Annotated in this window: 12 protein-coding genes and 2 pseudogenes; 8 read left to right on the top strand and 6 right to left on the bottom strand. The window is 69.5% G+C overall.

The genetic code is table 11. The features are described 5' to 3' along the window. Positions 1-106 precede the first annotated feature (106 nt). From AB0D14_RS31535 to AB0D14_RS31515, 5 genes are all read left to right on the top strand, one after another. A complete protein-coding gene (locus AB0D14_RS31535; RefSeq protein WP_362785959.1) occupies positions 107-1138 on the top strand; it encodes a transposase in 1032 nt (343 codons plus the stop codon). A gap of 154 nt (positions 1139-1292) precedes the next feature. Next, the gene (locus AB0D14_RS31530; protein ID WP_362785958.1) at positions 1293-1877 is read left to right on the top strand and encodes a TerD family protein; all 585 of its coding nucleotides are present in this window, start codon (positions 1293-1295) and stop codon (positions 1875-1877) included. A gap of 258 nt (positions 1878-2135) precedes the next feature. Then, a complete protein-coding gene (locus AB0D14_RS31525; RefSeq protein ID WP_362785956.1) occupies positions 2136-2555 on the top strand; it encodes a VOC family protein in 420 nt (139 codons plus the stop codon). After that, the gene (locus tag AB0D14_RS31520) at positions 2552-4948 is read left to right on the top strand and encodes an excinuclease ABC subunit UvrA (protein WP_362785954.1); all 2397 of its coding nucleotides are present in this window, start codon (positions 2552-2554) and stop codon (positions 4946-4948) included. The genes AB0D14_RS31525 and AB0D14_RS31520 overlap by 4 nt, the downstream gene beginning before the upstream one ends. A gap of 206 nt (positions 4949-5154) precedes the next feature. Beyond that, entirely contained in the window at positions 5155-5748 is a 594-nt protein-coding gene (locus AB0D14_RS31515; RefSeq protein WP_362785952.1) for a DinB family protein, read from the top strand. Positions 5749-5846: 98 nt separating this feature from the next. Here the strand turns inward: AB0D14_RS31515 and AB0D14_RS31510 are convergent, their stop codons facing one another. Continuing rightward, positions 5847-6446, bottom strand: a complete 600-nt coding sequence (locus tag AB0D14_RS31510; RefSeq protein WP_362785950.1) for a TetR/AcrR family transcriptional regulator — start codon at positions 6444-6446, stop codon at positions 5847-5849. Positions 6447-6587: 141 nt separating this feature from the next. Here AB0D14_RS31510 and AB0D14_RS31505 point away from each other — a divergent pair. The 3 genes and pseudogenes from AB0D14_RS31505 to AB0D14_RS31495 all read left to right on the top strand — a co-directional run bounded on the left by AB0D14_RS31505 (position 6588) and on the right by AB0D14_RS31495 (position 8646). After that, a pseudogene (locus AB0D14_RS31505) lies at positions 6588-7545 on the top strand (chlorophyllase). Positions 7546-7571: 26 nt separating this feature from the next. Then, positions 7572-7844 (top strand): annotated as a pseudogene (locus tag AB0D14_RS31500) (DUF6328 family protein); the annotation flags it as partial. Between the two features lie 40 nt (positions 7845-7884). Next, entirely contained in the window at positions 7885-8646 is a 762-nt protein-coding gene (locus tag AB0D14_RS31495; protein WP_362785948.1) for a PIG-L family deacetylase, read from the top strand. 57 nt (positions 8647-8703) lie between these two features. On the opposite strand, the gene AB0D14_RS31490 is transcribed toward AB0D14_RS31495, so the two are convergent. The 5 genes from AB0D14_RS31490 to AB0D14_RS31470 form a co-directional block, all read right to left on the bottom strand. Beyond that, on the bottom strand, positions 8704-9198 hold the full coding sequence (locus AB0D14_RS31490) for a GNAT family N-acetyltransferase (RefSeq protein WP_362785946.1): 495 nt from the start codon (positions 9196-9198) through the stop codon (positions 8704-8706). 141 nt (positions 9199-9339) lie between these two features. After that, positions 9340-10395 carry a ThuA domain-containing protein gene (locus AB0D14_RS31485; protein ID WP_362785945.1) on the bottom strand — a complete coding sequence of 352 codons (1056 nt, stop codon included), beginning with the start codon at positions 10393-10395 and terminating at the stop codon, positions 9340-9342. A gap of 14 nt (positions 10396-10409) precedes the next feature. After that, positions 10410-12581 (bottom strand): PQQ-binding-like beta-propeller repeat protein, encoded by a 2172-nt coding sequence (locus AB0D14_RS31480; protein WP_362785943.1) that lies wholly within the window; start codon positions 12579-12581, stop codon positions 10410-10412. 153 nt (positions 12582-12734) lie between these two features. Then, a complete protein-coding gene (locus tag AB0D14_RS31475; RefSeq protein WP_362785941.1) occupies positions 12735-13616 on the bottom strand; it encodes a citryl-CoA lyase in 882 nt (293 codons plus the stop codon). Beyond that, a complete protein-coding gene (locus AB0D14_RS31470) occupies positions 13613-14815 on the bottom strand; it encodes a CoA transferase (protein ID WP_362785939.1) in 1203 nt (400 codons plus the stop codon). The genes AB0D14_RS31475 and AB0D14_RS31470 overlap by 4 nt, the downstream gene beginning before the upstream one ends. Positions 14816-14852 lie beyond the last annotated feature (37 nt).

Raw genomic sequence — 14852 nt, 5'->3', positions numbered from 1 at the left:
GTGCTCACCAGGGCGCGTACCGGGATACTGGGCGTCACTGAGATGCCATGTCAATGCAAAGCTGTGAAACTTTTAAGATGAGATGAAAGTTTACGAGGGGGAATCAATGCCCGGCGAGGCTCCAGCCAGTACCGCGCACGACAGCTCCGGACGACACGACAGTTCCGGACGACACGACAGTGCCGACGACTGGAGCCGCGAGTCGTTCGTGGAGGAGGTCGGGCTGGTGTGGGAAGCGGCCGGGAGCAGCCGGATGGACGGCCGCATCATCGCCTACCTGCTCATCACGGACGTTCCGTACGTGTCGTCGGCGGAGCTGGCCCGCGCCCTGCTGGTCAGCGCCGGCTCCGTCTCGCTGGCGACCCGCCGCCTGGTCGAGGCGGGGTTCATCAGACGGCACGCCGTGCCGGGAGAGCGCAGCCACTACTTCCGCGTCGACGACGACGTATGGGGCAGCTTCCTGGCCGGTGAACGCCGCCATCTGGACCGGCAGGGAAAGCTTGCCGAGCGGGCTCTCGAACTGCTCGGCCCGGAGGAGGAAGCGCCTCGCCGTCGTCTGAGCAACATGCGCGACTACATGCGCTGGCTCCGGGGCAGCCACCACGAGCTGCTGGCACAGTGGCGGACCTACCGGTCCCAGGCCGCCGACCAGATCGCCGACCAGGCGACGGACCGGCTCACGGAACAGGCCACGCACCGGGCCGGCGGGCTCCAGGGCGAGGGCGACCCGGCGGTCGGGGAGCCGCCGTCGACGCCCGAGCCGACCGACACGGATGGCGAGGAGATGCGCGACCGCCTCTCCGCCACACTGAGTCCGGTCATGGCACAGCGTCTCGTACCGGACGCGCTGTGGGCCGCCGCCGAACCGCTGCTGGCCGCCGGCTCCGCGAACGAACGCGCCGCGTTCACCGCTGTCGTCTACGTGCTCACCTCGGGCTGCGGCTGGCAGCAGCTCCCGGCCCAGTTCGGGATCTCGCACTCCACCGCGCACCGGCGCTTCACCGCCTGGAGCAAGGCGGACCTCTGGCAGCGCTGGCTCGATGCCCTGACCGCGGCACCCGGCGACGCCGCGGACCTCGCGTGGTGCTCAGCGATCGTCACGACGGCCGCGAGCCGCCGGCCCGGCGGCGGAAGGTGACCGGCACGGGGCCGGCGGCTCGCGGCCGTGAGTGACCGCGCGTCGGCGCCGGAGGGAGCGGGGAACTGGTGATTCGTGCGGGTCCCGGGCTATGTGGTGCGGCAGGGGGCGAGGCAGACTGCATGCAGGCAATTCGACGATCAAGAGGACAGGCATGATCACGCTTACGAAGGAAGACGGCCCGGCGGATCTCGACGGAGTGACTCATCTGTCGATCGGGGTGTCCTGGGACCCGACCGTCGGCGCCAGCGGCGGACTGATCGGCAAGCTGCGCCAGAAGACCGGCACGGACCTCGACCTGATCGCCATCGCGATGCAGGGTTCGGACCCGGTGCGCCTGGCAGGTCTGGACTCCCTGGACCCGCTGGGCAACGGTGCGTTGGTGCACACCGGCGACAACCAGACCGGCAAGGGCGCCGGTGACGACGAGACGGTCACCGTCGAGTTCTCCCGCGTCCCGCAGAACATCACCGCGATCGTCTTCGTCGCCGCCGCGTACAAGAAGAGCAGCTCCTTCCAGAAGGCGCGGAACATCAGCTTCAAGGTGTACGACGCGAGCGGGGGCACCACGCAGCAGGTCGCGGACATCTGGCCGAGCCTGCTCAGCAACGACAACGGCTGCGCCGTGGCCAAGGCGATCCGGGCCGGCGGGGCCTGGAAGCTGCAGGTGATCAATGAGACCGGCAAGATCAAGCAGGGCGACGAGCAGGCCCTGATGCGCTTCGCCGCGAGCAAGTAGCTCACGTAGGGGCCACGTAGAGAACACGTAGGGACCAGGCGGGGCGGTACCGACACAGGGGTCGGCACCGCCCCGCCCTGCATGCCGCGACGGGGTGCACCCGGCGGCGCAGGCAAGTAGAACCGCCTGTGGGTCAGAACAGAGGGGCAGAGCAGAGGGCCAGAGCAGAGGGGCAGAGCAGAGGGCCAGAACAAGGAGGACAGGACCGATCAGGAATCGAGAAGCGCGGACACCTGCGCCGCGTCTAGCGTGAGGACCATGGACGTCACCATTCATGCGAGCTTCCTCCCGCACAACGACCCTGACGCCTCCCTGGCCTTCTACCGCGACACGCTCGGCTTCGAGGTCCGCGACGATGTCGGATACGACGGGATGCGCTGGATCACTGTCGGACCCGTCGACCAGCCTGGCACCTCCATCGTCCTCGAACCGCCGGTCACCGACCCCGGCGTCACCGACGACGAGCGCCGCACCATCGACGGGATGATGGCGAAGGGCGCGTACGCCTGCGTCCTGCTGGCCACCCCCGACCTGGACGCCACCTTCGAGCGGGTGCGGGCGGCAGGCAGCGGCGAGGTGGTCCAGGAGCCGACCGAGCAGCCCTACGGCGTGCGCGACTGTGCCTTCCTCGATCCCGCGGGCAACATGATCCGCATCCAACAGACGGAGACACGATGAGCATGGCCCCGAGGACGGGCGAGCAGTCGCCCGTGCCGCACGCCGCCGACAGTCACGACCTGATCCGCGTCCACGGCGCGCGTGAGAACAACCTCAAGGACGTCAGCATCGAGATCCCGAAGCGCCGCCTGACGGTGTTCACCGGGGTTTCCGGCTCGGGCAAGAGCTCGCTGGTCTTCAACACGATCGCCGCCGAGTCGCAGCGGATGATCAACGAGACCTACAGCGCCTTCGTGCAGGGCTTCATGCCGACGCAGGCGCGGCCCGATGTCGACGTGCTCGACGGGCTGACGACCGCGATCATCGTCGACCAGCAGCGTCTGGGCGCCGACCCCCGTTCCACGGTCGGCACCGTCACGGACGCCAACGCGATGCTGCGCATTCTCTTCAGCCGGCTCGCGGAGCCGCACGTCGGCCCGCCCGGCGCGTACTCCTTCAACGTGGCTTCGGTCTCGGCGAGCGGCGGGTTCAGGGTCGACCGCGGGGCTGAGAAGACGAAGACGGAGAAGGTGACCTTCAGCCGCACCGGCGGTATGTGCACGCGCTGCGAGGGCCGGGGTTCGGTCTCCGACATCGACCTCACCCAGCTCTACGACGACACCAAGTCGGTCGCCGAGGGCGCGTTCACCATTCCCGGCTGGAAGTCGGACAACGTCTGGACCGTGGGCATCTACGCCGAGTCCGGCTTCTTCGACCCCCACAAGCCGATCCGCGACTTCACCAAGAAGGAGATGCGGGACTTCCTCTACGGCGAGCCGACCAAGGTGAAGGTCAACGGCGTCAATCTCACCTACGAGGGACTGATCCCCAAGATCCAGAAGTCGTTCCTGTCCAAGGACAAGGAGGCGATGCAGCCGCACATCCGGGCGTTCGTGGAGCGGGCGGTCACCTTCACCGCCTGCCCGGAGTGCGACGGCACCCGGCTCAGCGCGGCGGTCCGCGAGTCGAGGATCAAGAAGCTCAGCATTGCGGACGCATGCACGATGGAGATCCGGGACCTCGCCGAGTGGGTGAGTGGGCTCGACGAGCCATCGGTGGCGCCGCTGCTCACCGCGCTGCGGCAGACCCTCGACTCGTTCGTGGAGATCGGCCTCGGCTATCTCTCGCTGGAGCGGCCCTCGGGCACGCTGTCGGGCGGTGAGGCACAGCGCGTGAAGATGATCCGCCACCTCGGCTCCTCGCTCACCGATGTCACCTATGTCTTCGACGAGCCCACCATCGGCCTGCATCCGCACGACATCCAGCGGATGAACAACCTGCTGCTCCGGCTGCGGGACAAGGGCAACACGGTGCTCGTCGTGGAGCACAAGCCGGAGGCGATCGCGATCGCCGACCACGTCGTCGACCTCGGTCCCGGCGCCGGTACCGCAGGCGGAACCATCTGTTTCGAGGGCACTGTCGAGGGGCTGCGCGCGGGCGGCACGCTCACCGGCCGCCATCTGGACGACCGGGCTGCGGTCAAGGAGACGGTGCGCGAGCCGACCGGCGCACTGGAGATCCGCGGCGCGAACACCCACAACCTGCGTGACGTCGACGTCGACATCCCGCTCGGGGTGCTCTGCGTGGTCACGGGAGTCGCGGGCTCGGGCAAGAGCTCGCTCCTGCACGGTTCGCTCCGGGCCGACGAGGCGGTGGTCTCGGTCGACCAGGGGGCGATCCGAGGCTCGCGCCGGAGCAACCCGGCGACCTACACCGGACTGCTCGACCCGATCCGCAAGGCCTTCGCGAAGGCCAACGGGGTCAAGCCGGCGCTGTTCAGCGCCAATTCCGAGGGCGCCTGCCCGAACTGCAACGGTGCCGGGGTCGTCTACACCGACCTGGGGATGATGGCCGGCATCTCCACCACCTGCGAGGAGTGCGAGGGCAGGCGGTACGACGCGTCGGTCCTCGAACACCGCTTCGGCGGCCGCGACATCAGTGAGGTGCTCGCGATGCCGGTGGCCGAGGCGGCGGAGTTCTTCGGCTCGGGTGACGCGCGTACGCCGGCCGCCCACAAGATCCTCACCCGGCTCTCCGACGTGGGGCTCGGCTATCTCACCCTCGGTCAGCCGCTCACCACGCTGTCCGGCGGCGAGCGGCAGCGGCTCAAGCTGGCCACCCAAATGGCGGGGCAGGGTGGCGTCTACATCCTCGACGAACCCACCACCGGCCTCCACCTCGCCGACGTCGAGCAGTTGCTCGGCCTGCTCGACCGGCTCGTCGACGCCGGCAAGTCCGTCATCGTCATCGAGCACCACCAGGCGGTCATGGCGCACGCCGACTGGATCGTCGACCTCGGCCCCGGCGCCGGCCACGACGGCGGACGGATCGTCTTCGAAGGCACCCCCGCCGACCTCGTCGCCGCCCGCTCCACCGTGACCGGCGAACACCTCGCGGCCTACGTCGGCGCCTGAGCGAGGCCTGCCTCCACACCGGAGTCCCGTGCCGCCCCTGTGAGCAGGAGCCCGGTCAGGCGGCCGTGGTGCGACGGGTGGTGGCGAGCGCCCGGTCCACCGCGGCGGCCGGTGCGGTGTCGTCCCTGTCCGCACCGGCCCGGGCGACGTGGTCGCCGGGGCCGGTGCAGTATGGACAAAGATCGCAGGATCGACAGACTTGACCCATGAACGTATCGGATCCCAGAGCCGACCTGCACTTCTACCTGCAGTCCGCCCGTGATGCCCTGCTGTGGAAGCTCGAAGGGCTCTCGGAATACGACATCCGCCGCCCGCTGACACCGACCGGGACCAACCTTCTGGGCCTGGTCAAGCACGTCGCGTGTGTGGAGTTGGGCTACCTCGGTGACACCTTCGGGCGGCCCTCCGGCGAGTTGCTGCCGTGGATGGAGGACGCCGCCGAGACCAACGGGGACATGTGGGTCACCGCCGACGAGTCACGCGAACAGATCGTGGAGCTCTACCGCCGGGCGTGGGCCTACTCGGACGCGACGATCGACGCGCTCGCGCTGGACACGGTCGGCACGGTGCCGTGGTGGCCGAGCAGCCGCAACGAGGTGACGTTGCATCATGCCGTCGTACGCGTGACAGCCGATACACACCGGCACGCCGGGCATGCCGACATCCTCCGGGAACTCATGGACGGTGCCGTCGGGATGAACGAGGGCAAAGACGCCATGACGTCGGGTGACGCGGAGTGGTGGGAGAGCTATCGAAGCCGACTCGAGAGCGCGGCACGGGAAGCCGACAAAGACGCGTAACGGACAAAGACGCGTAACGAATCTCGGACCCGGATCACCGCCGGGGAGGCAGCGCCTCGGGGCCGAGCACTGCGTTGCGGGACACGGCGACCCACGCCTCAGGGGGACCGGCGTAGCCCTGCGACAAGGATCTCCACCAGCCGGCGGGCGTCGTAGCGAAGATTGTTGCCGGCGCCCGCGCAGAGGCCACCGACGCCACGCATGAGTTCGTAGGCATCCATGCCGGTACGGATCTCCCCCGAATCGGCAGCGGCTTTCAGCAACTCGGTGCACACGGGCACGAGTCGCTCCAGGAAGTACGAGTGCAGGGGGTCGAAGTACGGGTCGTCGGACTGCAGCACGGAGGCGAGCCCCTGCTTGGTGACCACGAAGTCGACGAAGAGGTCGATCCACTGTCCCAGCGCGGCGTACGGAGTCGTGCCGGTTGCCAGCAGGGAAGGGCCGGCCTCCGCCAGGGCCTCCACCTGGTGCCGGTAGACAGCGACGATGAGGTCCGCCCGCGTCGGGAAGTGGCGGTAGATCGTGGCCGTCCCGACGCCGGCCTCGGCCGCGATGTCGCGGATCGGGGCCTCCACGCCCGACACGACGAAGACCGCCGCGGCCGAGTCGAGCAGGACCTCCTCGTTGCGTCGCGCATCCGCCCTTTTCGGCCGGGTTGGCCGGGGTGTACGTCCCGGGCCCTGATCGCTGCCGCTCACCGCACCGTTCCTTTCGCTGCCGGCTTTACTAAACGGGACGCTGTCCCGTATCTTCGGTCTCCGATACGGGACAGCGTCCCGTTTTCTCATGATGGCAGACCGGCGAGCCGGCGACCAAGTCGGCCGGAAGGAAGAAAACCCATGACCACATCCAAAGGGGCGACGACGGACGTCACCACCCCCGCACCCGTCCTCGCCTCCACCCCCGTCGTCTCGGTGAAACCGGTGGTGCTGGAAGCGCCGGGCCGCGGCGAAGACCTGCGGGTGAGGGTTTCCGCGCCGGCGACCGGGAGCGGGCTGCCGGTCATCGTCCTCTCGCACGGCTTCGGCTCGTCGTTGAACGGCTACGGCCCCCTGGCCGACTTCTGGGCCGCTCACGGCTTCGTTGTCCTTCAGCCCACCCACCTCGACTCCAGGACGGTGGGCCTCGCCCAGGACGACCCCCGCACGCCGCGCCTCTGGCGTTTTCGCGTCGAGGACATGAAGCGCGTCCTCGACCGGCTCGATCTGCTGGAAGCGGCCGTTCCCGGGCTCAGCGGCCGGCTGGACCGAAGCCGCATCGCCGCGGCCGGCCACTCCTTCGGGGGGGCAGACGGCGGGCAATCTGCTGGGCCTGCGGGTCCTGGATCCGGTGAGCGAGGAGGAGGAAGACCTGTCCGACGCGCGGATCAAGGCGGGCGTGCTGCTCGCCACGGCGGGAAAGGGCGGAGCCGACCTGACACCGTTCGCAGCTGAGCACTTCCCGTTCATGAACCCGAGCTTCGACCACATGAGCACGCCGGCCCTCGTGGTCGTCGGGGACCAGGACGACTCCCCGCTGTCCGTCAGAGGCCCGGAGTGGCTCGCGGACCCGTACCACCTGAGCCCGGGTGACAAGAGCCTGCTCACTCTGTTCGGGGCTGAACACTCGCTCGGCGGGATCGCCGGCTACGAGGTCCAGGAGACGACGGACGAGAACCCCGAGCGCGTTGCCCTGATCCAACGGGTCACCTGCGCTTACCTCCGCCACGCGCTCGGCATCGAGGACACCGGTTGGGCCGCGGCGAAAAAGGCCCTGTCGGACAGCGCCGCGCCGCTGGGCCGTATCGAGTCCAAGTAATCCACGTACACGCCGGCCCCCACGCCGGCTCCCTCATCGCCCCGGTCTCGATCCACCGCTTCCTGGCAGGCCGGCGGATGAAGGATGAGCTGGTGGAGACCGCCCACCGGCTGATGGTGTTCGGAATGGCCCTGCTTGCCCTGACCATCGGATCAACTCTGCTGCTGATACTGCGTGTTGTCCTGCCGGGCGTCATCGCGGAAGTCCTCGTCGCCGGGGTGATGCTGTACTTCGCCGTGTGCTGGTACGCGCTGCCGCTCTGGCTGCGACACCGCGCGTCCCGTGACGAAACCGGCTGAGAGCGAACTGGTGCCGCGACAGGCAGTAGGTTGGCTCGCTATGACGGTGCCGAGCCTGCTCGCGGTGTTCGCCCATCCGGACGACGAGTCACTGTCGGCGGGTGGAGTGCTCGCGCGGCACGCCGCCGCGGGCGCACGCGTGGCAGTGGTCACGGCGACCTGGGCCGCGGAGACCGAGCGCGCCGCGGAGCTGGCGGCAGCGCTCCGGATCCTCGGCGCGGACGCACCTTGGATGCTCGGCCACGCCGACGCCCGTGTCCCGCAGTCGGCCCCTGGCAGGGTCCGGTTCTGCGACGTGCCGCTCGACGACGTGGTGGGTGAACTGGTCGCGCATCTGCGGGAGTTCCGCCCGGAGATCGTGGTCACCCATGACGCGTACGGCGGACTGTCCGGTCATCCGGACCACGTCCATACCCACCGGGTGACCATGCTCGCAGTCCAGGCGGCCGGGCTCGAACGGCTCTACCCGGACGCGGGCGAGCCCTGGCGGCCAAGCGCCCTGTACCTGGCCACGCACCCGCACTCGGCCGTGCGGGCGTGGGGTGGACACCTGGCTCCGACGGGCAAGACGATGCGAAGCGTGCCGGACGACCTGATCACCGCGACCGTCGATGTCGGCCCCTGGCTGGAGCGGAAGGTGGCTGCCGTGCTGGCCCACCGCACCGAGGTGGAGCGGGGAGCCGTGCCGGCGCTGATCGCCGGCCTCCCGGCTTCCGACCGGGCTCTGCTGCTCTCCACCGAGTGGTACATCCGCCATGACCCCTCCACCACGGCGGCGCCGCAGACAGAGCTGACGACCTGAGACCGACCCGCCACCTACTTGCAAGTAGGCAGGCTGCTCCATGTAAGTACCGGCATGTCAGTACCCGTCACCCTCGGCAGAGATGTGGAACTCAAGCTCGGGCCGGTCCCACACCACGGCGGGCGGGGTCGCGGACGCGGTTCCGATGTGTACCGCGCCCACGCTGCGGTAGAACCCCTCGGCGGGGGGATGTGACACGACCCGGACGCGGCCGAGCCCGGCGGCACGGGCTTCGGACCGCATATGTGCGACGAGCAGCCGTCCGACCCCCCGCCCCTGTGCCTGGTCGGCGACGAACAGCAGGTCGAGCTCAGGCGGGGCGAGAACGAGCGAGTAGAACCCGAGGGTGGGTCCGTCGTGCCCGTCGGTGGCTACGAAGACGCGGTGGGTCTCGATGTAGTCCGGACCGACCCGGTAGCCCGCGACCATGGCCGCGTACTGCCCCTCGTAGGCGCGTGAGCCGCGCACGAGCCGTGTGAGCCGCTTGGCATCCCGCGCGACGGCCCGCCGGATCGAGACCGACCCGCCCTCACCTGTAATGCTCCGATTCATCAGGTGAGTATTACGTACGGGGGAACGCGGTCACACAGCGGTGTGCCGCTGGGCACCATCCGGATCGCCGTCGTCGACGTGGACCGGTTCGCCGTCGTGGGCGACTTCGCCCGGGAGGTACCCGCCCCGGCCGGGAACGGTTCAGCCGGCCCGGCAGAACGGGTCCCTGCCCATGGCGGACTCGATGCCGCCGAGGATCAGCTTCTGGAACTGTTCGGCACCGGGGAACGAGCCGTCGGTCGAGAAGGCCCTGGCATCATGGCCGAGGGTGGTGAGCCAGGCACGTCCGCCGTCGTAGTACTGGCACCAGGCGACCGGATGGTGCTTGCCGTGTCCGGGGTGGCCCTGGTTGCCCGCGACCCCCTCGGCGAGCGTGGACTCGTCGACGGTGGCCAGGAGGCGGACCTTCGAAGGCGCGGGGACGAGGTTGTACCACTCGTCGGTGAAGTCCCAGCGCGCCGGAAGACCGGAGGTGGAGGAGTCGTGGCGGTTCTGCACGACGACCCTGCCCCGTTGGTCGGGCCCGTGGTCGTAGAAGTTCGCGCCGCCCAACAAGCCCTCGTACCAGGGCCAGTTGTACTCCGTACCGAAGGCGTTGTGGACGCCGACGAAGCCTCCGCCGCCGCGGACGTACTGGCGCAGGGAGGTCTGCGCGGCATCGTCGAGAGTGTCGCGGCTGGTGGAGTAGAAGACGACCGCGTTGTACCGGAAGAGCCGTGAGGGCGTCGAGAGCTGGGTGACGTCTTCGGTCCAGTCGACGGTGAAGTTGTTCTCCGTGCCCATCTTGACGAGGGCGTTCTGTACGACATTGGTGTCGGCGAGCGCGGGGTTGAGTCCCGTGCCGAGGGCGGGGCCGAGATTCGCGTGGCGGGGTCCCGCGGTCCGCGTGTAGAGAAGCACCCGGTAGCCGTCGGTGGCCGGGGAGAAGTTGCCCCAGTCGTGGTAGCACTTGGCGCCGGTGCCGCGACAGACCCCGTAGTCCGGGTCGCCCAGCTCCTGGGCGCCCTGGGCCCCGGCTCCGGTCACTCCGCCTCCGCGTCCGCCTCCGCCCTGCGCGGACACCTGATGTTGCAGGCCGAAGAAGGCGGTCAGTGCGATGAGGAGCGTGGCGCTGACCGCGGCAAGCAGGGACACCGCCGTGCGCGCCGAATGTGCTCTGGCCGTATGCGTTCTGGCCGTGGGGGATCTGGACAACATGGCGGCCGGTCCTCTCACTGGACGACGATCTTGCCGGTGGACTGGGGGAAGACCGGATCGTTGTAGAAGTACTCGCCGGGCTCGCCGAAGGTGTATGTGTACGACTGGCCCGGCATCAGCAGTCCGGTGTCGAACTCCGCGTCGAAGAACGCGACCGCGCCGTGGCCCTGAGTGTTGCCGGCAGGATTGGTGAAGGTGACGGTGGTGCCGGCCGGGACCGTCAGGTGCTGGGGCGCCATCGCGTTCTGGGCGACGGTGTTCTCGGTGGCGCCGGGCGCGCCCGTGGAGGTGTTCCAGATACGGCCGAGGGTGACGGTGTTGTGTGCCGTCGCCCCGGTCACGGCGGCGGTACGGATCTGGTTGCGGCGGGACGGCGGTGTCGGCGCGGGGGACTGGGTCACCTTGCCGCCGAGCTTGAACGCCCAGAGGTGGTCGCCCCGCGGGATGTCGGGGAAGGGGAGCCCGTTGCCTCCAGCCAGTACGGCGATGTACTGCTCGCCGTCGATCTCGTAACTGATGGGGACGGTGTTGACCCCGGCGCCGCACTGCCAGGTCCACAGTGTCCTGCCGTCGGTGTCGTCCATCGCTTCGAGGACGCCGTCCGGGCGGCCCTGGAAGAGGACGCGGCCGGCGGTGGTGAGGACGCCGTTGCCGTGGGCCAGCGACCATGGGCCCTCCTTGCGCCAGGCGACCGTGTTGGTGCGGGGGTCCATCGCGACCAGGCCGCCGCCGAACAGTTCGCCGAGGGGCCGGGCCGTGTTGACGCGGCCGCCGCGGGCGTTGGAGTAGGAGGAGTTGACGAGCCCGTAGCCGACATAGACGCATTCGGTCTTCGGGCTGAAGGAGGGGAAGCCCCAGTCGGCGCCGCCGCCCGCTCCGGGGAAGAGGATGGTGGCCCGGTCCCAGAAGACGTCGTACAGACCGCCGGCCGGATAGAAGGGCACCGGCCGGGTCGTCTTGTCCAGCTCCGGATACGGGGACACGAACGGCTCGCCGCCGGGGAAGGGCTGGGTGGGTGACGTCTTCTGCAGGGTGTGCTGGGGGACCGGCCGCTCCTCCATGCCGTGGACGGCCTCGCCGGTGCGGCGGTCGAGGACGTAGTACCAGCAGGTCTTCGAACCGTAGACGACGACCTTGCGCTTCTTGCCGTCGACGACGAGGTCGGCGAGTACCGGCGCCATCACGTTGTCGGCGTCCCAGATGTCGTGGTGGACCGACTGGAAGTGCCAGCGCCGCTTGCCGGTCTTGGCGTCGATCGCGACGATCGAGTTGGCGAAGAGGTTGTCGCCGCCGCGCGAGGATCCGTCCGTACGGGGATACGGGTTGCCGAACGTCCAGTAGACGAGGCCGAGTTCGGGGTCGACGGCGGGGTGGATCCAGGGGACCGCGCCGCCGGTCTTCCAGGAGTCGCCCTCCCAGGTGTCGTGGCCGTATTCCCCGGGGCCCGGCGGGCCCCAGAAGGTCCAGGCGACGTCGCCGGTCCTGGCGTCGAGCGCGTATCCGCGGCCGCGTGCGCCGGCGGTCGAGCCCTCGGTGCCGATGTAGACCAGGCCGTCCCAGTGCACGACCGCGCCCGCGAGGCCGCCGCTGTTGCCGCCGCACTGGCCGCTTTCGTTGTCGCAGCCGTCGTCCCCGCCGTTGTCGTCGACGATCAGCGACTTCTGCCAGACGACCGCGCCGGTCTTCTGGTCGAGGGCGTACACGATGTTGGCACCCGAGATGGTGAAGACCTTGCCCTCCGCGACGGCGACGCCTCGCATGTTGGTGGTCTCGGTGCCGAGGCTGGTCTTCCAGATCACCTCGCCGGTCCTGCCGTTGACCGCGAAGACGTTCTGCTGGGTGGTCTCGACGTACAGCACACCGTTCTGCACGACGATCGTGCACTGCTGGTACGCGCCGGTGGAGCCGCCCTCCAGGTTGCTGTGCCAGGCCCCGCCGAGCCGCTTGACGCTGCGCGGGGTGATGTCCTGGAGCGTGGAGTGGTTCTGGTTGCCGTAGTTGCCGCCGACCTTGGGCCAGTCGGCGCCGGTGGTGCCGAGAGCTGCGGACTGTGGGGGCACCGGGAGCGCGAGGCCCGGGGACGCGCCGGAGGCGCCGGCCGAGGCCGCTTCGGCGGTGGGCGCCAGGGTGGAGACGGTGGCCGCGCTGCCCGCCGCGGCCGTCAGGAGGAAGGTGCGTCTTTCCATCGTTCAGTTCCCTCGATTCGATCAAGGTCCGCTGGATGGTTCGGATAAGCCGCAGGGTGGGTTCGCGTGATGGGAGGTCACGTTAGGGACGCCTATGGGTCCATGACAAGACGCGTGACAGGGGATTTTTGAGCAGGGAAGGTCAAGTGCGGGCTAGGCGCGCGCTGTTGGGTCCGTCAGGTGGACGGGCACCATGGAGGGGGGCATGGGGCTCTTGTTGCGGCGCCCCTGCCCGGTCTCCTCCCAGGCGTGCGCCAGGATGCCGACGCTGCGGCTGAGTACGAAGAGGCCGCGGGCCAGCGGCGCGGCGAAGCCCAGTTCGGCGTAGATGACGGCGGTGGCGCCGTCGATGTTCATGGGTACGGGCTTCCTGCCCTCGCGCCCCCGGTTGAGGTGCGCCTCCACGGCGCGGGCCGCCCGCAGGTGCGCGCCCTTCACCAGACCGTCCGCGACCGCCCGGTCCACCAGGGCGAGCAGCGGGTCACGGCGCGGGTCGTGGGGGTGGAAGCGGTGGCCGAAGCCGGGCAGATAGCGCGAGCGGCCCCGCCATTCGCCGACGACCTCCGCCGCCGCGAGGTCGAACTCCGCGTCCTGGTCGGGCTGTTGGGCGTCCTGGTCGGGTCGCTCAGCTCCGTGCTCGTGTCCGTGTTCGCGCTCGTGCCGTTCGGTGATCTCGCTGAGTAACTGCACGCACTGCTGTCCTGCCCCGCCATGCACGTCGCCGAGCATGTTCACGCCGGTGGCCATGGCGCTGTTGAGCCCCACCCCGCAGGTGGCGGCCATCCGGGCGGCGGCGATCGAGGGTGCCTGCGGTCCATGGTCGACGCCCGCCACCAGGGCTGCTTCCAGGAGCCTGGCCTGGCCGGCCCGCGGGAGTTCGCCCCGAAGCATCAGCCAGATCGTGTCGACGAAGGTCGCGTGGCCGATCAGGTCCTGTACCGGGTGTTCGCGCAGTTCGATGATGCCGGGTTCGACCCGGCTGACCGCGGTGGCCCACCACTGCGCGACCAGGCCGTCCTGCGGCCCGGTCGTCATGACGCCCGCGCCTCGGCGGCATGGCGGTGCTCGCGCCAGCGTGCGATCAGCCGGTCCCGCTCCTCGCCGTGCTGGTCGAGCAGTGGGGGCGGGGTGTCCGGCGAGAGGGGTTCGCCGTCCACCAGTACGCCGTTGCCGCTGACCCGCAGCACCCGGCCGGAGCCGTCCGGATACGGCAGATCGGTGAAGAAGCCGCGGTGCGCCAGTTGTTCCAGCTCAACGGCCTCGGGGACCGTCAGGACGCGGGCCGCCGGGACTCCGGCAGCTGACAGTGTGGCCTCCCACTCCAGGGCGGTCTTCTGCCGCAGCGCCGCGTTGAGCTCGGTGTTGAGCTCCGTGCGGTGCAGTTTGCGTGCCTCACGCTCGGTGAACCGTGGGTCGTCGATCAGGTGGGGCAGCCCGGCGAGACGGCAGAGCGTGACGAACTGCTCCTGCCGGTTGGCCGCGATGTTCAGTCCTCCGTCGGCGGTCTCGAAGGTCCCGGAAGGGGCCGCGGTGGCGTTCTGGTCGCCCATCGGTTCCGGATCCACGCCGCTGACCAGGTAGTTGGAGACGGCCCAGCCCATCGCGGAAAGGGAGACCTCCAGCATGGAGACGTCCAGCCGCGCCCCCTGCCCGGTCCTCTCCCGTCCCAGCAGAGCGGCGCTGATCGCGAGGGCCGCGCCGAGGCCGCCGAGCGAGTCGCACACGGGGAAGCCCACTCTGAGGGGCGCCGTGTCCGTGGTGCCGGTGATGCTCATCATCCCCGACAGACCCTGGATGATCTGGTCGTAGGCGGGGGCGGCGCTCATCGGTCCCGACTGACCGAAGCCGGTGATCGCGCAGCTGACCAGGCGCGGATTCAGCTCCCGCAGCCGGTCGGCGCCGTAACCCATTCGGGCCAGCACCCCCGCCCGGAAGTTGTCCAGGAGGACGTCCGCGCCGCGCACCAGTTCCTCGAAGTCGGCCCGGTCGCCGGGGTCCTTGAGGTCGAGTACGAGAGACGTCTTGCCGGCGTTCTGGGCGAGGAACGAGGCACCGATTCCTGCCTGGTTCAGCTCCGGATCAGGTCCGAGACTCCGTGCGAGATCGCCCCTGTCCGGTTGTTCGACCTTGACGACCTCGGCCCCGAGGAGCATGAGGTGGTAACTGCAGTACGGTCCTGCGAGCACATTGGTGAGATCCAGTACGCGGATTCCTGAGAGCGGTCGTTCGGGCATGCACCGGCTCCTTCTGCGGTTCCTGCGATTCGCGCGG

It is taken from the genome of Streptomyces sp. NPDC048484, from assembly GCF_040651415.1.
In the GTDB taxonomy this organism is placed as follows: domain Bacteria; phylum Actinomycetota; class Actinomycetes; order Streptomycetales; family Streptomycetaceae; genus Streptomyces.
Note: the sequence above shows the minus strand (reverse complement) of the source record. Positions and strands in the feature narration are given on the sequence as shown.

Bases quoted from the DNA above. Each gene is read 5' to 3' on its own strand.
- AB0D14_RS31535 (WP_362785959.1), top strand. From the start codon at position 107: ATGCCCGGCGAGGCTCCAGCCAGTACCGCGCACGACAGCTCCGGACGA.
- AB0D14_RS31530 (WP_362785958.1), top strand. From the start codon at position 1,293: ATGATCACGCTTACGAAGGAAGACGGCCCGGCGGATCTCGACGGAGTG.
- AB0D14_RS31525 (WP_362785956.1), top strand. From the start codon at position 2,136: ATGGACGTCACCATTCATGCGAGCTTCCTCCCGCACAACGACCCTGAC.
- AB0D14_RS31520 (WP_362785954.1), top strand. From the start codon at position 2,552: ATGAGCATGGCCCCGAGGACGGGCGAGCAGTCGCCCGTGCCGCACGCC.
- AB0D14_RS31515 (WP_362785952.1), top strand. From the start codon at position 5,155: ATGAACGTATCGGATCCCAGAGCCGACCTGCACTTCTACCTGCAGTCC.
- AB0D14_RS31495 (WP_362785948.1), top strand. From the start codon at position 7,885: ATGACGGTGCCGAGCCTGCTCGCGGTGTTCGCCCATCCGGACGACGAG.
- AB0D14_RS31490 (WP_362785946.1), bottom strand. From the start codon at position 9,198: ATGAATCGGAGCATTACAGGTGAGGGCGGGTCGGTCTCGATCCGGCGG.
- AB0D14_RS31485 (WP_362785945.1), bottom strand. From the start codon at position 10,395: ATGTTGTCCAGATCCCCCACGGCCAGAACGCATACGGCCAGAGCACAT.
- AB0D14_RS31480 (WP_362785943.1), bottom strand. From the start codon at position 12,581: ATGGAAAGACGCACCTTCCTCCTGACGGCCGCGGCGGGCAGCGCGGCC.
- AB0D14_RS31475 (WP_362785941.1), bottom strand. From the start codon at position 13,616: ATGACGACCGGGCCGCAGGACGGCCTGGTCGCGCAGTGGTGGGCCACC.
- AB0D14_RS31470 (WP_362785939.1), bottom strand. From the start codon at position 14,815: ATGCCCGAACGACCGCTCTCAGGAATCCGCGTACTGGATCTCACCAAT.